Annotated in this window: 24 protein-coding genes and 1 tRNA gene; 12 read left to right on the plus strand and 13 right to left on the minus strand. The window is 68.3% G+C overall.

The window, feature by feature from the left end:
* Positions 1-7: 7 nt before the first annotated feature.
* From W7U_RS01865 to W7U_RS01915, 11 genes are all read right to left on the minus strand, one after another.
* Entirely contained in the window at positions 8-877 is an 870-nt protein-coding gene (locus W7U_RS01865) for a potassium-transporting ATPase subunit C (RefSeq protein ID WP_008254244.1), read from the minus strand.
* A gap of 1 nt (position 878) precedes the next feature.
* Positions 879-3,038 carry a potassium-transporting ATPase subunit KdpB gene (kdpB, locus tag W7U_RS01870; RefSeq protein ID WP_008254245.1) on the minus strand — a complete coding sequence of 720 codons (2,160 nt, stop codon included), beginning with the start codon at positions 3,036-3,038 and terminating at the stop codon, positions 879-881.
* On the minus strand, positions 3,038-4,708 hold the full coding sequence (gene kdpA / locus W7U_RS01875; RefSeq protein WP_008254246.1) for a potassium-transporting ATPase subunit KdpA: 1,671 nt from the start codon (positions 4,706-4,708) through the stop codon (positions 3,038-3,040). The genes kdpB and kdpA overlap by 1 nt, the downstream gene beginning before the upstream one ends.
* Positions 4,709-4,798, minus strand: coding sequence for a potassium-transporting ATPase subunit F (locus tag W7U_RS01880; protein WP_036428576.1), 90 nt, complete (start codon positions 4,796-4,798; stop codon positions 4,709-4,711).
* Complete coding sequence (locus W7U_RS01885; RefSeq protein ID WP_008254247.1) at positions 4,795-4,878, minus strand: hypothetical protein; 84 nt, start codon at positions 4,876-4,878, stop codon at positions 4,795-4,797. The genes W7U_RS01880 and W7U_RS01885 overlap by 4 nt, the downstream gene beginning before the upstream one ends.
* 159 nt (positions 4,879-5,037) lie before the next feature.
* Positions 5,038-6,573, minus strand: coding sequence for a HAMP domain-containing sensor histidine kinase (locus W7U_RS01890; RefSeq protein ID WP_008254248.1), 1,536 nt, complete (start codon positions 6,571-6,573; stop codon positions 5,038-5,040).
* The gene (locus W7U_RS01895) at positions 6,570-7,343 is read right to left on the minus strand and encodes a response regulator transcription factor (protein WP_008254249.1); all 774 of its coding nucleotides are present in this window, start codon (positions 7,341-7,343) and stop codon (positions 6,570-6,572) included. The genes W7U_RS01890 and W7U_RS01895 overlap by 4 nt, the downstream gene beginning before the upstream one ends.
* A 227-nt stretch (positions 7,344-7,570) precedes the next feature.
* Positions 7,571-7,855, minus strand: a complete 285-nt coding sequence (locus tag W7U_RS01900) for a WXG100 family type VII secretion target (RefSeq protein ID WP_008254256.1) — start codon at positions 7,853-7,855, stop codon at positions 7,571-7,573.
* A gap of 41 nt (positions 7,856-7,896) precedes the next feature.
* A complete protein-coding gene (locus W7U_RS01905; RefSeq protein ID WP_003874404.1) occupies positions 7,897-8,193 on the minus strand; it encodes a WXG100 family type VII secretion target in 297 nt (98 codons plus the stop codon).
* 161 nt (positions 8,194-8,354) lie between these two features.
* The gene (locus tag W7U_RS01910; protein ID WP_008254257.1) at positions 8,355-9,509 is read right to left on the minus strand and encodes a PPE family protein; all 1,155 of its coding nucleotides are present in this window, start codon (positions 9,507-9,509) and stop codon (positions 8,355-8,357) included.
* 58 nt (positions 9,510-9,567) lie between these two features.
* Positions 9,568-10,452, minus strand: a complete 885-nt coding sequence (locus tag W7U_RS01915; protein WP_008254258.1) for a PE domain-containing protein — start codon at positions 10,450-10,452, stop codon at positions 9,568-9,570.
* A gap of 350 nt (positions 10,453-10,802) precedes the next feature.
* On the opposite strand from W7U_RS01915, the gene W7U_RS01920 reads away from it, so the two are divergent.
* From W7U_RS01920 to W7U_RS01965, 10 genes are all read left to right on the plus strand, one after another.
* Positions 10,803-10,876: transfer RNA gene (locus tag W7U_RS01920), tRNA-Leu, on the plus strand.
* A gap of 96 nt (positions 10,877-10,972) precedes the next feature.
* Positions 10,973-11,386 (plus strand): hypothetical protein, encoded by a 414-nt coding sequence (locus W7U_RS01925; protein ID WP_232525819.1) that lies wholly within the window; start codon positions 10,973-10,975, stop codon positions 11,384-11,386.
* Positions 11,387-11,455: 69 nt separating this feature from the next.
* The gene (locus W7U_RS01930) at positions 11,456-12,673 is read left to right on the plus strand and encodes a class I SAM-dependent methyltransferase (RefSeq protein WP_008254260.1); all 1,218 of its coding nucleotides are present in this window, start codon (positions 11,456-11,458) and stop codon (positions 12,671-12,673) included.
* A gap of 85 nt (positions 12,674-12,758) precedes the next feature.
* Positions 12,759-13,550 carry a hypothetical protein gene (locus tag W7U_RS01935; RefSeq protein WP_008254261.1) on the plus strand — a complete coding sequence of 264 codons (792 nt, stop codon included), beginning with the start codon at positions 12,759-12,761 and terminating at the stop codon, positions 13,548-13,550.
* Positions 13,551-13,633: 83 nt separating this feature from the next.
* The gene (locus W7U_RS01940; RefSeq protein WP_008254262.1) at positions 13,634-14,395 is read left to right on the plus strand and encodes a DUF427 domain-containing protein; all 762 of its coding nucleotides are present in this window, start codon (positions 13,634-13,636) and stop codon (positions 14,393-14,395) included.
* A gap of 397 nt (positions 14,396-14,792) precedes the next feature.
* Positions 14,793-15,884 carry a YncE family protein gene (locus tag W7U_RS01945; RefSeq protein WP_232525820.1) on the plus strand — a complete coding sequence of 364 codons (1,092 nt, stop codon included), beginning with the start codon at positions 14,793-14,795 and terminating at the stop codon, positions 15,882-15,884.
* Between the two features lie 323 nt (positions 15,885-16,207).
* On the plus strand, positions 16,208-17,839 hold the full coding sequence (locus W7U_RS01950) for a fatty acid--CoA ligase (protein WP_008254264.1): 1,632 nt from the start codon (positions 16,208-16,210) through the stop codon (positions 17,837-17,839).
* Between the two features lie 35 nt (positions 17,840-17,874).
* On the plus strand, positions 17,875-18,348 hold the full coding sequence (locus W7U_RS01955) for an SRPBCC family protein (protein ID WP_008254265.1): 474 nt from the start codon (positions 17,875-17,877) through the stop codon (positions 18,346-18,348).
* Between the two features lie 28 nt (positions 18,349-18,376).
* Entirely contained in the window at positions 18,377-19,267 is an 891-nt protein-coding gene (locus W7U_RS01960) for a class II glutamine amidotransferase (RefSeq protein WP_008254266.1), read from the plus strand.
* A 24-nt stretch (positions 19,268-19,291) separates the two neighbouring features.
* Positions 19,292-20,161 carry a patatin-like phospholipase family protein gene (locus W7U_RS01965; protein ID WP_008254267.1) on the plus strand — a complete coding sequence of 290 codons (870 nt, stop codon included), beginning with the start codon at positions 19,292-19,294 and terminating at the stop codon, positions 20,159-20,161.
* Between the two features lie 25 nt (positions 20,162-20,186).
* On the opposite strand, the gene W7U_RS01970 is transcribed toward W7U_RS01965, so the two are convergent.
* Positions 20,187-21,257 (minus strand): patatin-like phospholipase family protein, encoded by a 1,071-nt coding sequence (locus tag W7U_RS01970; RefSeq protein WP_170320553.1) that lies wholly within the window; start codon positions 21,255-21,257, stop codon positions 20,187-20,189.
* Between the two features lie 101 nt (positions 21,258-21,358).
* Positions 21,359-21,754, minus strand: coding sequence for a lipoprotein LpqV (locus W7U_RS01975; RefSeq protein ID WP_008254276.1), 396 nt, complete (start codon positions 21,752-21,754; stop codon positions 21,359-21,361).
* A gap of 175 nt (positions 21,755-21,929) precedes the next feature.
* Between W7U_RS01975 and W7U_RS01980 the strand changes: the two genes are divergently transcribed.
* Both W7U_RS01980 and W7U_RS01985 read left to right on the plus strand, forming a co-directional pair.
* Complete coding sequence (locus W7U_RS01980) at positions 21,930-22,544, plus strand: cysteine dioxygenase (RefSeq protein WP_008254278.1); 615 nt, start codon at positions 21,930-21,932, stop codon at positions 22,542-22,544.
* A complete protein-coding gene (locus W7U_RS01985; RefSeq protein ID WP_008254281.1) occupies positions 22,541-22,978 on the plus strand; it encodes a rhodanese-like domain-containing protein in 438 nt (145 codons plus the stop codon). The genes W7U_RS01980 and W7U_RS01985 overlap by 4 nt, the downstream gene beginning before the upstream one ends.
* The last annotated feature ends 129 nt before the right edge of the window (positions 22,979-23,107 follow it).

Raw genomic sequence — 23,107 nt, forward strand, 5'->3', positions numbered from 1 at the left:
CTTGGCGCTAACTCGTGACGGGATACCGGTGGTCGAGTTGCAGGTTGAGTTGCAGCACATTGACGCACGGCTCACCGAAAAACCCCAGCGCGCGGCCGCTCCGGTTCTCCGCCACCACCGCACGGATCTGTTCCGGGCTGACACGGCGGGCGTGGGCGACCCGCGCCACTTGGATGTCGGCGTAGGCCGTCGAGATGTTCGGATCGAGGCCGCTGCCGCCGGCGGTGACCGCGTCGGCCGGCACGGCCGGGCTGGCGGGCGCGGCGCCGCGAACGGGCACGGTCTGTCCGATCGAGTAGTCCTCTCCGGTTTGGGCGCATTCGACGCGCACCTCCTGGTAGAGGGTCAGGAACGGCGCCGGCGTCGAGCCGCACGGCTCGTTGACGCTGACCACCCGGGTCGGGTGCATGACGTTTCCACGCGCGTCGCGCGGGCCGATCACCGACAGCACCGCACCCACACCGCCGCCGGTGCAGAACGGCCGCGACCCGTCGACACCCTCCAGCCTGCCCAGCGCGGCACTGCGCGCACACACCTGCGTCAGCAGGCTCGGCTTGCCGGGCGCGTCGACGATGCTTTCCGGCCCCAGGTTGCTGCCGCCCGACGAGGTCGGGTCGTAACCGGCGCCGGCCGCCGAGGGTCGGCTCTGGAAGTATTGCGGCAACGGGTTGCCGCCGGAGTCGGTGAAGGACTGGCCGATCAACCTGCTGCCCACCGGCTTACCGTCCGCGGTGAGGATGGACCCCTCGGCGTGCTCCCGCAATCCCGGAAGCTGCGCGACGGCCCAGACGAACAGGGGATAGGCCAGACCGGTGATCGCGGTCAGCACCAGCAGCGCACGCAGTGCCGCCCAGTGCAGGCGGACGAAATTCGTCATATCAGGACATCCCGGGGATGAATTGGACGATCAGGTCGATCGCCTTGATTCCGGCGAACGGGGCGACGATGCCGCCCAGACCGTAGACATACAGGTTGCGGCTCAACAGTTTTGACGCGCTGCTCGGCGTGTACCGCACACCGCGCAGCGAGAGCGGGATCAGCAACACGATGACGATCGCGTTGAAGACGACCGCGGACAGGATCGCCGATTGCGGGCTGTGCAGCCGCATCACGTTGATCAGGTCCAGGCCGGGGAACAGCGCGACGAACATCGCCGGGATGATCGCGAAGTACTTCGCGATGTCGTTGGCGATCGAAAAGGTCGTCAGCGCCCCGCGGGTGATCAGCAGCTGCTTGCCGATCTCCACGATCTCGATGAGCTTGGTGGGATCGGAGTCGAGGTCGACCATGTTGCCGGCCTCTTTGGCGGCCGACGTGCCGGTGTTCATCGCCACGCCCACGTCGGCCTGCGCCAAGGCGGGCGCGTCGTTGGTGCCGTCGCCGGTCATCGCCACCAGTTTGCCGCCGGCCTGCTCGCGCTTGATCAACGCGAGCTTGTCCTCCGGGGTGGCCTCGGCCAGGAAGTCGTCGACCCCGGCCTCGTCGGCAATCGCCTTGGCGGTCAACGGGTTATCGCCGGTGATCATCACCGTCCGGATGCCCATCCGGCGCATCTCGTCGAACCGATCCCGCATGCCCTGCTTGACGACGTCTTTGAGGTGGATGACACCGAGCACCCTCGCGTGCCCGTCGACGCATTCCCCGACGACCAACGGCGTGCCACCGCCGGCGGAGACGCCGTCGACGATCTCGCCGAGCTGCGCGGGGACGTCGCCCCCGTGGCCGCGCACCCATTCCGCGACCGAGCTGGCGGCGCCCTTGCGCAGCTGGGTGCCGTCGACCCCATCGAGATCGGCGCCCGACATCCGGGTGGTGGCGGAGAAGGCGACCCAGTGGGCCTGTGCCAGCTCGCCCGGTGTGCGGGCACGCAGTCCGAAGTGCTGCTTGGCGAACACGACAACCGAACGGCCCTCGGGTGTTTCGTCGGCGAGGCTGGACAATTGCGCGGCGTCGGCCAGTTGTTCGGGCGACACTCCGTCGAGGGGGATGAAGGCGGCGGCCTGCCGGTTGCCCAGCGTGATGGTGCCCGTCTTGTCCAGCAGCAGGGTGTTGACGTCGCCGGCGGCCTCCACCGCCCGCCCGGACATGGCGAGCACGTTGCGCTGCACCAGCCGGTCCATGCCGGCGATGCCGATGGCCGACAGCAGCGCGCCGATGGTGGTCGGGATCAGGCACACCAGCAGCGACACCATCACGATCCCGGTCACGCCGCCGGCGTCCAGCGCCTGGCTATCCGGGACGCCGGGGTTGTTCGCCTTGGAGTAGATGGCCAGCGGCTGCAAGGTCACGACGGCGAAGACGAAGATGATCGTCAACGCGGCCAGCAGGATGTTCAGCGCGATCTCGTTCGGGGTCTTCTGCCGGTTGGCGCCCTCGACGAGCGCGATCATCCGGTCGATGAAGCTCTCGCCGGGCTTCTGGGTGATCTTGACGACGATCCGGTCGCTCAGCACGGTGGTGCCGCCGGTGACCGCCGATCGGTCGCCGCCGGACTCCCGGATCACCGGCGCCGACTCGCCCGTGATGGCCGATTCGTCCACGGAGGCAATGCCTTCCACCACGTCACCGTCGCCGGGGATCGCCTGGCCGGCCTCGACCACGACGATGTCGCCCTGCCGCAGTTGCGCCGCGGCGACGGCTTCCTCGACCGCGGCGGCCCCCGGTACCCAGTCCTTGAGCCGCCGGGCGACGGTTTGCGTTTTGGCTCGGCGCAGCGTTTCGGCCTGGGCCTTGCCCCGCCCCTCGGCGACCGCTTCGGCGAGATTGGCGAACAGCACGGTCAGCCACAACCAGATCACGGCCAGCCACGCGAACCAGCTCGGCGCGGCGACCGCCAGGACGGTGCTCCAGGCGGCGCCGATTTCGACGATGAACATCACCGGGTTGCGCCACAGGGTGCGGGGGTTGAGTTTTCGCAGCGCGTCCGGGGTCGAGCGCCACAGCATCCTCGGGTCGAGCAGGCCGCCCTGCACCCGTTTTCTGCCGGTGGACGCCGCCGGTCGCGTCTGCTCGGCCGGCTGGATCGCGGTGGCGGTCATCAGTGAATCCCTTCGGCGAGGGGCCCGAGCGCGAGCATGGGCAAGAACGTCAGGGCAACGATGATCAACGTGACGCCCGCGACCATGCCCACGAACTGCGGCCGGTGCGTGGGCAAGGTGCCCGCCGAGACCGGTGTGCTGCCTTGCCGGGCCAGCGATCCGGCCAGCGCCAGCACGAGCACGATGGGCAGGAACCGGCCGAAGGCCATGGCCAGGCCGAGAGCGGTGTTGTACCAGTCGGTGTTGGCGCTCAGCCCGGCGAAGGCCGACCCGTTGTTGTTGGCCGCCGAGGTGAACGCGTAGAGGATTTCGGAGAGTCCGTGCGGTCCGCTATTGAGCATGCCGGCGCGTTGGCCGGGCAACGCCATCGCGATCGCGGTGCCGGTCAGGACAATCAGCGGAGTGACGAGGAAATAGCTTGCGGCAAGCTTGATCTCGCGCGGGGTGATCTTCTTGCCGAGGTATTCGGGGGTGCGTCCGACCATCAGGCCGGCGACGAACACCGTGATCACCGCCAGCACCAGAATGCCGTACAGGCCGGAGCCGGTGCCGCCGGGCGCGACCTCACCCAGCTGCATGTTGAACATCGTGATCATGCCGCCCAGGCTGGTCAGCGAGTCGTGCGCGGAATCGACTGCGCCGGTGGACGTGAGCGTTGTCGCAGCGGCGAACACCCCCGAGTCGGCGACGCCGAAGCGCTGCTCGACCCCCTCCGTCGCCGCGCCGACGGCCGTCGGCACCGTGCCGTGGTGCTGCGTCTGGAACCACAGCATGAAGGTGGTGCTGATCATGTACAGCGTCGCCATCACGGCCGCAATCGCGTAGCCCTGCTTGGTGTTACCGACCATGCGCCCGAACGTGCGGGGCAGTGAGAACCCGATCACCAGGATGAGGAAGATCTCCAGCCAGTTGGTCCAGCCGGTCGGGTTCTCAAACGGGTGCGCGGAATTCGCGTTGTAGAAGCCGCCACCGTTGGTGCCGAGTTCCTTGATGACCTCCTGGCTGGCCACCGGTCCGCCGGTGATGGTCTGCTGGGCGCCGCCGACGGTGGTGACCACCTGGTCGTGCAGGTGGAAGTTCTGGATCGCCCCACCGGCGATCAGCAGGATCGCGCTGACGATGGCGACGGGCAACAGGATCCGCAGCGTCCCGCGCACCAGGTCGACCCAGAAGTTGCCGAGCTCGCCGGTGCGGGTGCGGGCGAACCCGCGCACCAGCGCCACGGCGACCGCCATCCCGACGGCGGCGGACACGAAGTTCTGCACCGCCAGGCCGGCCATCTGCACGAGATGTCCCTGTGTCGTCTCGCCGGAGTAGGCCTGCCAGTTGGTGTTGGTGACGAAGCTGACCGCGGTGTTCCACGCCAGCGAGGGCGTCAGCTTGGTGGCCGGGTCATGCAGGTGCAGCGGCAACTTGCCCTGGACGAGTTGGAAGACGAACAAGAACAGAATGCTGATCGACGAGAACGCCAGTACGCTTCGGGCATAGGCCCCCCAGGTCTGTTCCGAGCGCGCGTCGACGCCGATCAGCCGATAGATCATCCGCTCGACAGACGAATCCTTCTCCGCGGCGTACACGCGAAACATGTAGTCCCCGAAGGGCACGTGGACAACCGCCACCGCCGCGACGAGGACAACGAGGAAAACGATCCCGGCCGTTGTCGTGCTCACTCAGAACCTCTCGGGGAACAGCAGGGCGCCCCCGACGTAGAGCGCAACGAGGACGGAAAGCACCAAGCCGACCGTGTTTTGGTAGTTCATAGCCGCTCGACCAGCTTCTGAGCCACGCCGAGTGCGGCGAACACCGCCACGGTCAGCACGACGTACACCGCCACGCCCATCTCGTCTCCGTTCCGCGCCAATCACGCGCATACGCAAGGGACCCCGAGTAGCCCCACCGTCGCGCGACAGCCGCGGGCCAACGTCCGATTGAAACTAACCGGGTGGCGTGCGGTGAGGGTGTGTGGTTGACGGTTTCCTAACGGGGCTACCGTGCACCTTTACGGTTTATTAACGCCCCGTGGCGGCCCGTCGATCAGGGGGAGCTTTACCCGGAAAACCGTCTCGTCCTCCGTGGATTCGACGGTGACCGAACCATGATGGGCCTTGACGATCGAACTGACGATCGGCAGGCCCAGTCCGTGACCCGAGCCGTCGGATCTCGATTTGTCTGCGCGGACGAACCGTTCGAACAGCCTGGGCAGCAGCTCTTCATCGATGCCGGGCCCGTCGTCGGTGACGGTCAATTCCACGAACGGCGGTTCGGGACCGTCACGGTGGCAGGTGATTCCGGTCGTCACCGTCACCCCGGGCGGTGTGTGCACCCGGGCGTTGCCCAGCAGGTTGCTGACCAACTGGTGCAGCCGGGCGTGGTCGCCCCGCACCCAGACCGGATGGTCGGGCAGGTCTTTGACCCAGTGGCGGGTCAGCGCTGCCACCGTCGCGTCGTTGACCGCGTTGTTGGCCACCGCGGCCAGGTCGACGTCCTCGGACTGCAGATCTTGCCCTTCACCCAGCCGGGAAAGCAGCAGCAACTCGTCGACGAGCAACGCCATCCGCCGGGCCTCGGATTCGATGCGGGCCAGCGCGTATTCGGTGGTCGGCGGCAGCTCCGAACTGTCCTGGCGGGTGAGTTCGGCGTAGCCCTGAATCGCCGCCAAAGGTGTGCGCAGCTCGTGGCTGGCGTCGCTGATGAATTGCCGCATCCGCAAATCGGATTCGACCCGATGCGCCAGCGCGCCGTCGACGTTGTCCAGCAAGCGGTTCAGCGTGTGGCCGACGATCCCGACCTCGTTTTGCGGGTCGGTGTCCTGCGGTTGGACCCGGATGCTGATGCGGTGGTCGTCGTCGGCGAGCGGCATGGCGGCGACGTTGGCCGCGATCGCGCCGAGCCGGCGCAGCGGGCGAAGCGTGTACCCGACGACCCACCCGGTCAGAGCCGCGGTAAGGGCCAGCGCCCCGGCGGTCAGCGCGATCGTGGTGATCTGCTTGCGCGCGATGATCCGGTCGGCGAGGTTCTGCGACATCCCGACCACGAGCACGTCGGAGCCGTCCACGGTGCTGTCGAGGCGATAAGACCCGAGCCTGCCCAGTATTTCGGTCCGGGGTGGGCCGCCGGACCACGTCTGCCCTTCCAGCGCGCTGATGACGTCGGCGGGCGCGGGTTTCGGTTCGCCTTCGGAGAAGACCGCCGACCCGATCACCACGCCGTTGCGCAGCACGGCGATCAGGTTGCCCGGCGTCTGTCCGGTGAATTCCAGCATCGCCTGTCCGATCGGCGGTGTGCCCGGATGCGTCGAAGTGTGTTCGCCGTTGCGGTATTTCGTGTACTGGTGGCTGAACGCGTCAAGGGACTCGGCGATGTCGGCGTCGCTCATGGCGTTGACATAGCCGCGCAGGCTGAGCACGGAAACGATGCCGACGGTCACCAGCACCACGCTGACCACGGCCAGCACGCCCAACAGCAGCTGGCGGCGCAGCGACGAGGGAAACCACCGGGGAAAGATCCCGGATGTCGCGGCCTTGTCTTCGGTCATTCCGCCGGCCGGAGCATGTACCCCACGCCGCGGACCGTGTGAATCATCGGCTCCCGGCCGGAGTCGATCTTTTTCCTCAGGTACGAGATGTAGAGATCCACGATGCTGGTGCGCCCCGCGAAGTCGTAGTTCCACACCCGGTCCAGGATCTCGGTGCGGCTCAGCGCGCGCCGCGGGTTGCGCATGAGGAAGCGCAGCAACTCGAACTCGGTGGAGGAAAGCGACACCGCGGTGTCACCGCGGGTGACTTCCCGGCTGGCGGTGTCGACCCGCAGGTCGCCGACGATGAGGGTTTCGGCCGTCGGCGTGGGCGGCTGGCCGGAGCGGCGGAGCAACCCGCGCAGCCGGGCGACCAATTCCTCCAGGCTGAACGGTTTGGTCATGTAGTCGTCGGCGCCCGCGGTCAGGCCGGTCACCCGGTCCATGACCGAGTCGCGCGCGGTCAGGAAAAGCGTCGGGGTGTAGACGTCGGATTGGCGCACCCGTTCGAGGATCCGCAACCCGTCGACGTCGGGAAGCATGATGTCGAGGACGAGCACGTCGGGGCTGACCCTCTCGAACTTGGCCATGGCCTCGCGCCCGTTGTGGGCGATATCGACCACCCAGCCCTCGTAGTGCAGGGCCATCTTCACCAGATTGGTCAGCGCCGGCTCGTCGTCGACCAGCAAAACCCTGATCGGTGAGCCATCGGCACGGTTGATCCGCGGCAGCTGCCCCAGGATGGCTTGGCGGGGCCGCTGCGAGCCTGAGTATCCGGCCGTTGCGGTCATATTCCTTCAATTCTGGCCGGTCACACACCGGATTGTCACGGAGTTCATAGAATTCTCAAATGTAGGCGCGCCTTACGACGCTTTCGAAAGGCGCTGTGCATTGCGGCGTTACGGGCGTTGGTCTTCCAAAACGACGGCGCCCGAGCGGGTTTCGTCGAGTGGACGGAAGACGCGAAACGGGGCCGCGCACCGGTCGGTGCGCGGCCCCGTTTTCAAGAGACGAGGCGTCAGGCCCAGCTGGACCCGACGGCGCTGTCGGTGCTGGCCATGTTGTTGCCCGCGGACTGAACCTTCTGTCCGTGGGAGTTGGCCTGCTCGTAGATCACCTGGAAGTTACGACCCAACTGGGTGATGAACTCCTGGCACGCGACCGAACCGGCACCGCCCCAAAAGTCGCCGGCAGCAAGCACATCGCGAATGATGGCCTGGTGCTCGGCCTCCAAGGACGCGGCCTGGGCGCGGATCAGGGCGCCGTGGGCGTCTACGTCGCCGAACTGGTAGTTAATGCTCATTACATGGCTCCTTAAAAGTGTTGGGCAGCAGCAGTTCTGGGCTAGCTGCTGAGGATCTGCTGCGAGGCCTGCTCTTGCTGCTCGTAGTTGTTCGCGTCGCGGATCAGCCCGTCGCGCACTCCGTGGAGCATGTTGACGATGTTGCGGAAGGCCTGGTTGACCTGGCCCATGGTGTCATACGACGTCGCCTGCGCCTGGCCGCTCCAGCCCGCGCCCGCGATGTTCATCGACGACGCCCACATCTTGCGAGCCTCGTCCTCGACGGTCTGGGCGTGGACCTCGAAACGGCCCGCCATCGCCCGCATCTCGTGCGGGTCGGTCATAAAACGTGTTGCCATCTCGGCTGTCTCCTATCTTGATAGCTTCAGTCGGCCGAAGTCTTAACAATGGAAATTGATGCGGCGGTGGCCGCGGTTCAACTAGATTACGGCCTGCCGGTTAATTGTTCGCCTCAAACGGGCGACATGTACCCCCTTGATTCCCGTATCAGCGTCCCTCCTCAGACGACAACCTGCTTGGGCATGACGATCGGCTTGAAGCCGTACCGGGGTCCGGTGCCGTAGGCGCCGGCGCCCTTGGCCGCCGCCGCCATGCCCGGCATGCCGGGCATCGCGGTGACGCCCTCCGCTTCGGCCGCGGCCGTCCAGCCCGAACCCTCGAGCGGAGCGGTGGCCGACGCCAACGACGACGCCGGGGCGGCCGCGTTCCAGCCGGCCGGCACCGAGAGGCGGCCCACGGTGGAGGCCTCGCCCAGCGCCGCCGATGCGCCCGCGCCCGACACCGAGCCCACCGTCGTGCCGGGCGTGATGGCGGCCGCCCCCGCCGCCGGCGCGACGGAGTCGGCCAGCGAGAACGGAATCGACGGCACCGATCCCAGCGTGTGCCCCAGCGACACCGCGTTCGGGATCGTGGCACACACCCACCAGGCCGCGGTGTTGACGGCGCCGTTGGTGGCGTTGAGGAAGGACGGGGTGCCCATCAAGTTGTCGATGGACTGCAGCAGGCCGCCACTGCTCGTTGGCGACGTGATGAGCGACGACAGGTCCAGGCCGGCCGTCTGCGACGTGCTGTTCGCCGCGTCGAAGGCGACCGCGCCGTTGTCCACGGCCGCGGCTCGCGCCGGGTCGGTGGTCGACGTCAGCGGCGTCACCGGGGTGAGGACCCCGGCTGCCGCCGAGGCGGCCTGATAGGTGGCCATCATGGTGGCGTCTTGCACCCACATCTCGGCGTACTGCGCTTCGGTCGCGGCGATCGCGGCCGAATTGACGCCCAGGAAGTTCGTCGCGACGAGTGTGGCCAGCAACGTCCGATTGGCCGCGATCACCGGCGGGGGCACCGTCGCGGCGAACGCCGCCTCGTAGGCAGCCGCCGACGCGGTGGCCTGCGCGCTCGCCTGCTCGAGGGTGGTCGCCGTCTCCGTCAGGTAGGACACGATGGGCTGGGCGGCGGCCGCCGCCGCGGCCGACCCACCGCCGGTCCACTGTTCGGTGGTCAAAAGCGAGATGATCGACTCCCACTGCGTGGCGGTGGCGCTCACCTCGGCGGCCAGGTTGGCGTACGCCGTCGCGGCGGCCATGAGCGGAGCCGAGCCCGCACCCGCGTACATGAGCGAGGAGGTGATCTCCGGGGGCATCGCTGAAAAGTCAAGAACCATCTGGGTTTCCCGCTCCTTGTCTGTTCGGATTCGATGTCTGACGAGTGGCCGTGATCGCCTAGACGGCCGCCGGTTTCGGCATGACGATCGGCTTGACGCCGTAGCGCGGCGCGCCGAAGCCGGCGCTGTTGCGCCCCATCGCACCCACTCCGGGCATGCCGGGCACCACCGTGCCGGCACCGGTCTGCGGCGCGGCGGCGGTCCAGCCGACGGTCTGCAGCGGCGCGGCGCTCGAGCCGGCCACCGGGGTGGAACCGGCCCAGCTCGGCGGCACCGAGAGCTTGTTGACCATGGTCGCCTGGCCCATCGCGGCGGCGGGCATCGCGCCCACGCCCGCCACGCCGCTCACCCCGGCGCCGGCCGGCGTGGTCGAGGTGGCCAGGTCCGCCGCGGCGGCCGCACCGGCGGCGTCGCCGGACGTGTCCAGCAGGCCGCCACCGGCGAGGCCGAGGAGGTTCGACGTGGCCGACGCCCAGTTTCCGAAGCCGATGTTTCCGATGTTGGCGCCGTTGCTCGACAGGCCGAACATGCCGCCGAGGCCGCCGCTGGACTGGCCGTTGAAGCCCAGGAGCCAGGCAAGGATGTCGATCGGGTTGGAACCCGTGGCAGCGCCGGTGCCGGAATCCGCGGCGTCCAAAGCCTGAACGGCGGCCTGGCTGGCGTTGACCGCCTCGGTGTCGCCGTAACTGTTGGAGCTGATGCCCAGGGTCTGCGAGTACTTTTCCAGCTGCGCCTGCGCCTCGGCGGCGATCGCCTGGTACTGGGTGCCGTACGCCGAGAAGATCGCCGCCTGCTGGGCCGACACCGGGTCGGCGGCGGCGGGAGCGATGACGGTCGTCGCCGACGCGGCGCCCGCGTTTTGCGCCGCCAGGTTGCTGTTGATTCCGGACAGCAACGTCTCCGCGGCTAGCATTTCCTCGGTCTGTGTTGTCAGAAACGACATCTGTTGCTCCTATGCTGAACGAGCCGACCCCCGGTGTGGATCGCTGTGTGTTCACGTAACGGCCGCTGTGCGTTGGCGTAACGCTAGCGAGCCACAACTCCACATTCCCCACCCAATGAGCTGGGGTTACAGTCGTTTACGGCTTCTTAACGACAAGGGCGGCAGTTTTAACAAGACCCTGTCGGACGACATCGGGACGTCATCTGATCGCGGGCGCGAAAAGGGAGAAATCGCGCGCGGCGCGCGGATCCTAATCGATGGACACGGCCCCCGCATGTTGGACGTCTGGCAAATACCGGCCGGGATGCGATGCCCCGTGTTCGGGTTTCACGCGCTAGATTCGCCGCCGGGCCCCCATAGCCCAATTGGCAGAGGCAGCGGACTTAAAATCCGTCAAGTGTCGGTTCGAGTCCGACTGGGGGCACCGCGAAACGCGTCCGAACACGCACGCGCGTGTGGACGCCACGCCCGCATTCACCGCCTCGCGGCGCCGGTGCGGGTTTACCGCTAGTGTCCAGGGATGGATGGACAGCCGGCGGTATTGCTCAGACCAACGATTCGTACGGCTTTCGATCCGGGCTCCCGGCAAGACGTTGACGCACTGCGCAGTGAGCTGGCCAGCGAAGGGCGCAACGTCACCCTCCGAATGCCCGATCCCGGCAAGTTCGCCGTTCACACGCCGGAGTCGGTCAGCATTTACATCCTCGCCGGCGTCACAACCCAATTCCTGTCGCTGTTGCTGGCCGATATCTCCGACAGCATCAAACGGTGGCTGGTCAGTCGCTTCAACAAGGACGACAAGGCCAGCGCGCAGGCCGTGACGATCTACGTGCACGGCAAGGCCGTCAAAAGCATTCTCGGCAGAAGCGCCGACGACATCGAGGACGTGTCCACGTACCTCGAGGGCTGGGACGCAACGGCGACCCGCCCCTGAACAGCCCACTCGCGGTAAGTTGCTCGAGACCGTTGTGCGAGCCGCCACCGCGAAGGAGCCAGCGCGAAGGTGTCCGAGGATCCGCGGGCTGACGGCGTCTCCCGCCAATACGATCGGTGGGAATATCCGCCCCCGGTAACCGATCTCGAGGCGTGGACCAAGAACCATTGGGATTGGTTCGATCCCTTCTATGCGCATCGCGTGTTGTGGCCGAACCGCGCATACAAGCCGGACCTCGACATCCTCATCGCGGGTTGCGGCACGTTCCAGGCGGCCGTTTTCGCCTTCATGAACCGCGCCGCCAGGGTCGTCGCGATCGACGTCAGCCGGGCCGCGTTGGATCACCAGCGGTACCTGAAGGACAAGCATCAGCTGACCAACCTGGAACTGCATTTGCTGGCCATCGAAGAGGTCTCGGCGCTGTCCCGCGACTTCGACCTCATCGTCTCCACCGGCGTCTTGCACCACCTGGCGGATCCGTTGGCCGGGCTCAGCGCGCTCGGTGGATGCCTGCGCAGAGACGGCGCCCTGGGGGTCATGCTCTACGCCAAATACGGCCGGTTCGGCGTGGAGCTGCTCGAATCGGCGTTTCGCGACCTCGGCCTGTCGCAGGACGACGCGTCGGTTCAGCTGGTCAAGGAGGCGGTTGCGGCGCTGCCGCCCGACCATCCCGTCCGTCCCTACCTGCACGGCGCGCGTGACCTGATGTCCGACGGCGCGCTGGTCGACACCTTCTTGCACGCCCGCCAACGCAGCTACACCGTCGAGGAATGCCTGGAGTTGGTCGGCGCCGCCGGGCTGACGTTCCAGGGTTGGCTGCGCAATTCGCCGTATTACCCCCACGACGGCCTCTCTGCGCAGACGGGTCCGTTTCAGTCGCTGTTGAACCGGTTGCCCGACGCCACGCTGTGGTCGGTGATGGAACGCCTGCAGCCGGCCAATGCCACCCACTTCTTCCTCGCCTGCCGCCCCGAACGTTCGACACGGGACTATGCGATCGACTTCTCGACGGCGTCGTCCCTCGATTACGTCCCCCTGCCGCGGACGGCATGCCTGCTGTCTGGCGACGAGATTCACCTACCCGGCGCGAAGCTGACACTCACCGCGGCCCAGTTGCCCTTTGTCCGGCACGTCGACGGGCGGCGCACCATACGGGAAATCGTCGATGCGGTGGCCCAGGGCAGCCGGGAGGACGGCACGCGGGTGCGCGAGTTCGGGCACCAGCTGTTCCAGTCGCTGTGGCGCCTCGATTTCCTGGCGATGGCGCTGCACACGTCGTCGGATTAGCACCCGGTCGACGTGGTTCAGCGTCGGACCAACGTTTTGGGCCTGCCCACGCCGGAGCGAACCGTCACTCATACACTGACCCAGCATGGGCATGCTGTTCGGTCTCGCGCCGTGGATCGTGTATTGGGTCCTTGTCGGAAACGTTCCCTTCGCCGCTGCGGTACTGGTCGCGCTGGCGGTCGCCGCCGCCGGCCTGGGCCTGGGCGGCGCGACGGGCAGGCGGTGGCAGTTCTTTGACTTCGCTTCTGTCGCAGCGCTTTTGATCCTCGCCGTGCTGACTTTCACGCTTAGTCAGTCGTTCCTCGAGCGGTGGCTACTGACGCTGAGCAACGCCGGGATCTTGGTGGTGACGCTGGTCGGGATGCTGGTCGGCAAGCCGTTCGTGGCCGAGTTCGCCGCCGCGGAGCACGCGCCCGACGTCGCCAAAACCGAGCTGTTCGGCCGCGTCGTCCAGGTCCTCGGCTGGGTCTGGGTCGCGACGTTCGCCGCCATGACGGTGTCCTCGGCGATCCCGTCGATCGTGCAACGACCCGCGACGAACGCCCTGATCCTGGACACCAAGACCCCGCTGTCCTTCCTCTGCTACTGGATCATCCCCTTCGGGCTGCTGGGCCTGGCCGCGGTGGCCTCGCGGCTGCTGCCCGACCGGATGCTGGTCGGGATCGACGATGTGGCGCGGGAAACCTCCTTCGTCGCCTACGACGAGGCCACGATCGACGAGCTGTACTTCCTCGCCCAGGAACACGCCAACCGAGAGGTGGGCCCGGGCAAGGAGGCCTACGCCGTCAAGGTCGGCGGGATGGGAACCCCGTTGACCGGAGACGAGTCCCGCAAGTCGTGGCCGTCGACGTACAAGGTGCGCGACAAGCGGCACTGAACCCCACAAGGAGTCGTGATGAACGCGCCCAGCCCGACGGAGGGCATCGTGTGGATTCACCACACGCCCGGATACGACCGACCATGACCGACTATCCGCAAATGGCCGCCGCCCGGGGCAGGATCGAGCCCGCACCCCGGCGGGTCCGTGGCTTTCTCGGCGACGCGCTGGTCTTCGACACCACCGCCGCCCGCTACGTGTGGGAGGTCCCCTATTACCCGCAGTACTACATTCCGCTGGCCGACGTCCGCACCGAGTTCCTGCGCGACGAGAACCACGCGCAGACAGTGCAATTCGGCCCATCGCGGCTGCACACCCTGGTGGCCGGCGGCCAGACGCATGCGTCCGCCGCGCGGGTATTCGACGCCGACAGCGACAGCCCGCTGGCGGGCACCGTGCGGTTCGAATGGAATCCATTGCGGTGGTTCGAAGAGGACGAGCCGATCTACGGTCACCCGCGCAACCCCTATTCGCGTGTCGACGCCCTGCGCTCGCACCGCCATGTCCGGGTGGAGCTCGACGGAATCACCTTGGCGGACACCAAATGTCCCGTGTTGCTGTTCGAAACAGGCTTGCCCACAAGGTATTACATCGACCCCACCGACGTCGTCTTCGAGCATCTGCAACCCAGCATCACGCAGACGTTGTGCCCGTACAAGGGAACGACGTCGGGATATTGGTCGGTGCGAGTGGGTGACATCGTGCACGAGGACCTGGCGTGGACCTACCACTATCCGCTGCCTGCGGTCGGTCAGATCGCCGGCCTGATCGCCTTCTACAACGAAAAGGTCGACATCGTCGTCGACGGGGCCCCATTGGCGCGGCCGCAGACGCAGTTCAGCTAGCGGCGGCGGCCGAATGGCGGCGATGTGATATTCGCCTCGCTGACGGCAAATCCTGAGAATTCCTTACTAAAGCCTCGGTCGAGCGGAAACGCGAATCGTTAGCGGTGTAGGCAAAATCCGCCGGAAGAGGGTTTGCATGCGTTTCGCTACGGGTAAGCGATTGCGATACAGCGTGATTGAAAGTCTGAGCAGAACCTGAGTGCGCGGAGTGACGTAGCTAACGTCGAGCATTTTGAACTGCTTTAAGGCGAATTTTGGTCAGTAGACTACCGAAAACCAGTCTCGTCAGCGCCTTTCGGTGCTGAAAGCCGGTGGATCCGGAGGCCAAATCGTCGCGTGTGTGCGGCGGCGCCACTTGGCCACCAGGGCCGACGAACACAGCAAAGGCGGTACCAGCGTGAGTGATGCATACGACCCAACGGCGGCCGGGTTCTCGGTCGACGACACCGCGGTGGTTCGAGTCCCGGTGCACCACGGCCCGATCAGCGACATGGACCTCAGCGGCGACGGTCGCCGGCTGCTCGTCACGAACTATGCCCGCGACGCGGTAACGGTCATCGACGCCCACACCCTTCGGGTCTCGAGCACCCTCGCCGGCCTCAGCGAACCGTCCGCCGTCGCCATGAGCAGCGCGGACGCGAACTACGCCTACGTCAGCACCGCCACCGCCGCCTACGACGCCATCGAAGTCATCGACGTCGTCACGAACTGGCGGATCGCGACGCACCCGATCGCGCACAGCGTGAGCGACCTGACGGTGAGCGCCGACGGAAAGCACCTGTACGCGAGCCGAAACGCCGTTCGCGGCGCCGACGTGACGGTCCTGGACACCACCACGGGCGAACTCGAGGTGATCGAACTGGCCACCGCACCCGGCACGACCACCGCATGCGTGCGGGCCAGCGCCGACGGCCGGCGCCTCTACGTCGGGGTCAACGGGCCGAACGGCGGCAGCCTTGCCGTCGTCGAAACCCGCACCCGATCCGATGGCGGCCGGGTGGGCGGCCGCTCGCGCGTGGTCGGCACGATCGAGCTCGGTCTGCCCGTCCGCGATGTGGCGCTGAGCAGCGACGGCGCCACGGCATACGTCGCCAGTTGCGGCCCGGTCGTGGGCTCGGTGCTCGACGTCATCGACACCCGCGCGAACAAACTCGTCAAGACGCACAAGATCAACGAGATCACCGGGCCGCTGGCGCGGATGACGCTTAGCCGCGACGGCGAGCGGGCCTACCTGGTCAGCGACGACCGCGTCACGGTGCTGGGCATGCGCGCGCTCGACGTCCTCGGCGAGGTCACGGTGACCAAGAACCCGTCCTGCGTGCTGGAAAGCCCCGACGGCAGCCACCTGTACGTCGCCGACTACTCCGGAGTGCTCACCGCGGCGCGCATCGACTCGGGCCAGACGCCACACAGCGGCGACGCGGATCACCCGGACGCGACCGCGGGCTGGCTGTTCGATGTGCCCCAGTGGGAGCCGGCGCTGGCCTAGCCGGCTGCATTGCGGGACGGCGCGGCGCCCGGAGTGTGTGAATCCTCGCCCTCGAGTGTGAATCCTGGGCCGGGGATCGTCGGCGTGTCGCCGCCCAGCGTTCACCCTCAAATCCCGGGACGCACACTCAATGGAGGCGGGCGTCGGAAACCGCCCAGGACGCGGAAGGAGCCACCCCAAAGCCGTACCGGCCGAACGGGATCCACGTCCCCGGCCACCGGCTCGGGTGATGTCTGCCACGATCGCCGAATTCGGGCTTAGGGTGGGAAGCGGTCGGCGGCTTGGCACGGACGGTGCCGCGCGGAGAGTGAGGCGGTACATCGATGGACGGCACGATGCAGGACTATCCGTTGACGATCACCGCGATCATGCGCCATGGCTGCCGCGTTCACGGGGATCGCACCGTCACCACCGCCACCGGGGACGGCTACCGCACGACGAGCTATCGGGAACTGGGCTGCCGGGCCGCCCAGCTGGCGAATGCGTTGCGCCGGCTCGGGGTGACCGGTGACCAACGGGTCGCGACGTTCATGTGGAACAACTCCGAGCACCTGACGGCGTACCTGGCGGTGCCCTCGATGGGCGCCGTACTGCACACCCTCAACATCCGCCTGTTCCCCGAACAGATCGCCTACGTCGCCAACGAAGCCGAAGACCAGGTGGTGCTGGTCGACGCCTCCCTGATCAACGTGCTCGCCCCGGTGCTGCCCCGCCTCGAGACCGTGCACACCGTGATCGCCGTCGGCGAGGGCGACACCGAACCGCTGCGGGAATCGGGCAAGACCGTGCTGGACTACGCCGACGCCATCGCCGCGGAGCCGACCGAATTCGACTGGCCGCACATCGACGAGAAATCCGCGGCGGCGATGTGCTACACCAGCGGGACCACCGGCAACCCGAAAGGCGTGGTGTACAGCCATCGTTCGAGTTACCTGCACACCATGGCGGCGTGCACCACGAACGGCATCGGCGTCGGGGCCGTCGACAGCGTGCTGGCGATCGTGCCGATGTTCCACGCCAACGCCTGGGGACTGCCGTACGCGGCGCTGATGGCCGGCGCCGACTTGGTGCTGCCGGATCGCCACCTCGACCCGGCATCGGTGGTCGGCATGGTAGAAGACCTGCGCCCCACCGTGACCGGCGCGGTGCCGACGATCTGGAACGCCGTCCTGCACCACCTCGAGGACGACCCCGACCACGACCTGTCGTCGCTGCGGCTGGTGGTCTGCGGCGGCTCGGCCGTCCCGGTCTCGCTGATGCGCACCTTCGAGGAAAAGCACGACGTGCAGATCCGGCAGCTGTGGGGCATGACGGAGACGTCGCCGCTGGCGACCATGGCCTGGCCACCGCCGGGCACCCCCGAGGACCAGCACTGGGCCTTCCGCGGAACCCAGGGCCAACCGGTCTGCGGGGTGGAGATGCGGATCGTCGACGACGACGGCCAGGTGCTGCCCAACGACGGCGTCGCCGTGGGGGAGGTGGAGGTCCGCGGCCCGTGGATCGCCGGCTCCTACTACCTGGGCCACGACGAGTCGAAGTTCGACTCCGGCTGGCTGCGCACCGGCGACGTGGGCCGCATCGACGGCCGCGGTTTCGTCACGCTGACCGACCGGGCCAAGGACGTCATCAAATCCGGCGGGGAATGGATCTCCTCGGTGGAGCTGGAGAACGTCCTCATCGGCCACCCCGAGGTGGTCGAGGCCGCGGTGGTCGGCGTCCCCGACGAACGCTGGGAGGAACGCCCACTCGCGGTGATCGTGGCCAAGGAGGGCGCGTCGGTCAGCCCGGGGCAGCTGCGAAACTTCCTCGCGGACAAGGTCGCTCGGTGGTGGCTGCCCGAACGGTGGACGTTCGTCGACGAGATCCCCCGCACCAGCGTCGGCAAGTACGACAAGAAAGCCATTCGCTCGCGCTACGCCGAAGACGGCTACCAGGTGGCCGAAGCCCGCGACTGATCGACGCCGCAACGAGACCGGAAAGGCTTGAGGCAGTGACACATTCACTCGTCGTCGACCAATCCGTCGTCACACCGGTCGCGGTGCACGACGCGTTCGGCCGGACGCTGCCGATGCCACTGCCCACGCTGTTCAACCGCTGGTACGGCCCGTTCCCGCCGATCCGCGACGTGCGCGAGCAGACCGGCGCCTGGGACGCGGCGGGGCAGACCCGCATCGTGCACCTGGCCGGCGGCGCCACCATGCGCGAGGAGCTGACCAGTGTCGACCCGCCGCGCTCGTTCGGCTATCGGCTCTGCGAGGTCACCGGCCCGATGGCGTTGCTGGTCGATCACGTTGTGGGCGAATGGATTTTCACACCGGCGGCCGCCGGAACCGAGATCACCTGGCGCTGGGACATCCACCCGAAGTCGCCGCGCACGGCCTGGGCGGTCCCGCTGCTGGGCAGGATGTGGAAGGGCTACGCGCGGCGCGCGCTGGCCAACCTGTCGGGCTTGCTGACGAAGTGAGAGCCGCGAACCGTTACGGTGTGAAGGCATGTGCCGACTCTTTGGCCTGCACGCCGGGACGCACGCGTGCACCGCGACCTTCTGGCTGCTGGACGCGCCGGACAGCCTGTCCGAACAGAGCCGGCGAAACCCGGACGGCACCGGCCTGGGCATCTTCGACGAGCACGCCGCGCCGCACCTCTACAAGGAGCCGATAGCGGCCTGGCAGGACGCCGCATTCGCGACCGAGGCGCACCGGTTGACCGGCACCACCGTCATCGCCCACGTCCGCTACGCCACCACCGGCTCGCTCGACATCCGCAACACCCACCCGTTTATGCAGGACGACCGGATCTTCGCGCACAACGGCGTCCTCGAAGGGCTGGACATCATCGACGAGCGGCTGCGCGAGATCGGTACCGCCGATTTGGTATTGGGCGACACCGACTCCGAGCGCGTGTTCGGCTTGATCACCGGCTCGATCCGGGCCCGCGGCGGCGACATCACCGCGGGGCTCGTCGACGCCATGCGATGGCTCGCCGAGCACGTTCCGATCTACGCGGTCAACGTGCTGCTGAGCACGGCCACCGACATGTGGGCGCTGCGTTACCCGCAAACCCACGAGCTCTACGTCTTGGATCGATCCGACGGTGTGGCGTCCCAAGACCCCGAATTCGACTTGCACACCATACGAATTCACGCGCGCTCCGAGCACCTGTGCACGCGGCCGTCGGTGGTGTTCGCCACCGAACGCATGGACGCCGACCCGCGCTGGCGCCTTCTCGAGCCCGGCGAGCTGATTCACGTCGACGCCGGGTTGCGCTTCACCCGCAGCCTGGTGCTGCCCGACCCGCCCAACCAGCTGTTGCGCCGCGAGGACCTGCGCACGCCGGTGGAGGACTCGCAACACGCCCTGCCGAGCACCCGGCGGCTGGTCTGAGGACGTTTGGCAGAGTTGGTGAGCGTGACGAACAAACGCGCCCTGGTGCTGGCGGGTGGCGGGATCGCGGGAATCGCCTGGGAGACAGGTGTTCTGCGGGGCATCGCCGACGAGTCGCCGGCCGCGGCCCGGCTGTTGATCGAATCGGACGTGCTGGTGGGGACGTCGGCGGGCTCGGCCGTCGCCGCGCAGCTCGGCAGCGGCCACACGCTGGACGAGCTGTTCGACCGGCAAGTCTCCGAGTCGTCGGCCGAAATCGACTCCGGCGTCGACGTCGACACCATCACCGAACTGTTCCTGACCGCCCTGGCCGCGCCGTACGAGGAGCCGCTGGACAAGACCCGCCAACAAATGCAGCGGATCGGGGCCGTGGCCCTGGCGACCGAAACCGTTCCCGCGCCGGTGCGCCGCCAGGTGATCGCGCAGCGCCTGCCGTCGCACGAGTGGCCCGAGCGCGCGGTGCGGCTCACCGCCATCGACGTCGCCACCGGAGAACTGACCGTCTTCGACCGCGAATCGGGCGTCGACCTCGTCGATGCCGTGGCGGCCAGCTGCGCGGTGCCCGGGGCGTGGCCGCCGGTGGCGATCGCGGACCGCCACTACATGGACGGCGGGGTGGCCAGCTCGGTCAACCTCGTGGTGGCCGCCGACTGTGACGTCGCGGTGGTGCTGGTGCCCTCGGGCATCGACGTGCCGTCGCCGTTCGGCGCCGGGCCCGCCGCCGAGGTCTCATCGTTTCCCGGCGCGGCGTTCGCGGTGTTCGCCGACGCCGATTCGCTGGCCGCCTTCGGGCCCAACGCCTTGGATCCGGGCTGCCGCATCCCCTCGGCCCTGGCCGGGCGCGAGCAGGGTCGCCGCGAAGCCGCGGCCCTCGCCCGGTTCCTGGGCTTGTGACGGATTTGGTTGCCGCACAAAACCTTTAGCGATCGATCGCGGGCGGGGCGGCGTCGTCGCGCCCGGCTTCCAGCGTGTCCAGGGCGTCATCCGCGAGCGCTCGGCCGGTGGCGATCACCTCCACCGCCCGGTGAAATTCCAGGGCCCGACACGTCGACCGCGGAACCTCGATGAGCAGGTCGGGCGGGTAGACCGCCAGCGTGTGACGCGCCAGGGCGGCCTGCGCGATGTCGATCGTCCGGTTCATCACCTCGAAGCTGCCCAACTTCGGCACGTCGGACACCGCGGCGGCCAGCTCGCCGGCGACAGCGTCGGCCGGTGACGGCTCTTCGTCGGGGTTGTCCGACCAGTCATCCGGCTCGCCGCCCGGCCCGCCCAGCCTGCTCAGTACCGCCCGGGCGGTCGGCCGGTCGAGCAACGAGCGGGCGGCGGCCGTGTCGAGCAGCGCGGAGGTGCTGCGCAGCATGCGGGTCAACCATTCGGCGGTGGCCCCCGGCTCCGCTTCCCGGGTGGTGATCGCCTCGCTGCCGGACAGGTTCACCGCGATGGTCAGGTCGGCGTTGACGGCCGACAGCGGGGCCATCGGCAGCGGGTCCAGGATGCCGCCGTCGGCCAACAGCCTCCCGTCGACCGCGTGCGGCGCGATCACCCCCGGGATGGCGATCGACGCCCGGATCGCCTCGTCGAGGGGGCCGCGCTGAAACCACACCGACTTTCCCGCCAGCAGGTCGGTCGCCACCGCGGTGTACGGGATCCGCAGGTCTTCGATGGCGACCGGGCCCAGGATGTCGCGCACCGCGTCCAGGATCTTTCCGGCTCGCATCACGCCGGCCGCGCTGATCGACGGGTCCAGCAGCCGCAGGATGGTGCGCTGGGTCAGGGACTTCGCCCACTCGGAGAACTCGTCGAGCCGCCCGGCCGCGTGCAGGCCGCCGACCAGCGCGCCCATCGACGAGCCGGAGACGCCGACGACGTCATAACCGCGTTCGCGCAGCGCCTCGATCACCCCGATGTGCGCGTAGCCGCGGGCGCCACCGCTGCCGAGCGCCAGTGCCACCCGAGTCGGTGCCGAGCGACGCGAAAGTTCGTCAGGCACCCCACCATTTTGCGCGGGGGGGGGTCCTCAGCGGGCCGCGCGCGGACTTTTTTCAGCCGTGATCGTAATTACTCCGCGGGGGAGGGCGCCCGCGCGCGGCGCTACCCGCACTCGTCGTTGGCCGCCGCCCGCGCGGCGACGATCACGGCGGCCTGCCGGGCCGGGGTCAGCTTCGACCAGGGGGCGTTCCAGCTGCCCGCGGTGCCCGACGGCGACGCCTGCAGCATGGCCAGATAGGGCTCGAACAGCGACGCGCCGGTCCTGGGCTGGCCATCCATCCACACTTTTGCGGCGTGACAGGCCTGGTAGTACTCCTCCTCGGTCGAGTGTGCGGGGACGTCGACCCTGGTGGTCACGCCGCCGGGGGACACGCCGATGGCGCCCGCCGGCACCGAGCCCGGGCCGCCGGCGCTGTCCGATTGCGGCGCCGACGAGGGGGCCGGTGGGCCGTGCTGGCCGCCCTGCGAGCAGCCCGCGACCGCCAGCAGGACGCCCACTACAGGGGCCGCGGCAACCGCCGCGCCCCGCCGCCGGGGTCGACCACCGCGCCAGCGCACGGTCTCAATCTATGCAACACTGGCTGCCGTGATGGAGCGCTTCGGATTTTGCGAGTGTTGTCGGCCGTAACACGCCGCCGCCCGTTCGATCCTCTTTCGCTCTGGAGTTCCCCCCATGACTTTGTCCCTTGCCGGGGCAGCGCCCGTCACCGCCGCGGTCACGCGCCCACGAACCCTCTCGTCCCCGTCCGCGGGCCCGACCCCGCTGCGGGTGCCCGACCTGTTGCACGCGACCGACCAGGCCGCCGACGACGTGCTCAGCGGGCGCTGCGACCACCTGCTGCCCGAGGGCGGCATCCCGGAGTCGCAGCGCTGGTTCACCCGCATCCACGGCGACGAGGAACTCGACGTCTGGCTGATCAGCTGGGTGCCCGGCCATCCGACCGAGCTGCACGACCACGGCGGCTCGCTGGGTGCGTTGACCGTCGTTTCCGGCTCGCTCAATGAATACCGTTGGGACGGAAGGGCTTTGCGGCGCCGTCGGCTCGACGCCGGCGACCAGGCCGGGTTCCCGCTGGGCTGGGTGCACGACGTGGTCTGGGCGCCGCGGCCGGTCACCGTGCCGGTCACGGGGTTGCCGGGTGCGAGCGCCGGGCCGGCGCAGCCGACCCTGAGCGTGCACGCGTACTCGCCGCCCCTGACCGCCATGTCGTACTACGACATCACCGACCGCAACACGTTGCGCCGGCAACGCACCGAACTGACCGACCAGCCGGAAGGATCGCCGTGAGCCGCATCGACGTCGTCTTGAGGTCCGCCCGGCGCCGGTATCGCCGCCTGCCCGCCACCGAAGTGCCCGACGCGCTGCGGCGCGGCGCGGTGCTCGTCGACATCCGGCCCCAGGCCCAGCGGTTCCGCGAGGGGGAGGTGCCCGGGGCGCTGGTGATCGAACGCAACGTCCTGGAGTGGCGCTGCGACCCCACCAGCGACGCCAAACTGCCCGAAGCCGTCGGTGACGACGTCGAATGGGTGATCCTGTGCTCGGAGGGCTACACGTCCAGCCTGGCTGCGGCCGCGCTGCTGGACATCGGCCTGCACCGCGCCACCGACGTCATCGGCGGGTATCACGCGTTGGCCGGCGCGGGCGTGCTCACCCAGCTGGCCGGCGGTGCGTCCGACGCCCCGTTGGCCGACACGGCCGCCGGCGCCCGCCGCTGGATCTAGCCGCTAGTTAACTGCAACCCCGACGGGTGATTCGGCACTGGGAACGCACGCGGCCGCGGTGACGGCGGTGAGTGCGAGGACCGCCGCAACGACGAGTTTCGCGGCTAGACGTGACATGAGGACTCCGTT

Origin of the sequence: Mycobacterium sp. H4Y (assembly GCF_000364405.1) — a bacterium.
Taxonomy (GTDB): Bacteria; Actinomycetota; Actinomycetes; order Mycobacteriales; family Mycobacteriaceae; genus Mycobacterium; species Mycobacterium intracellulare.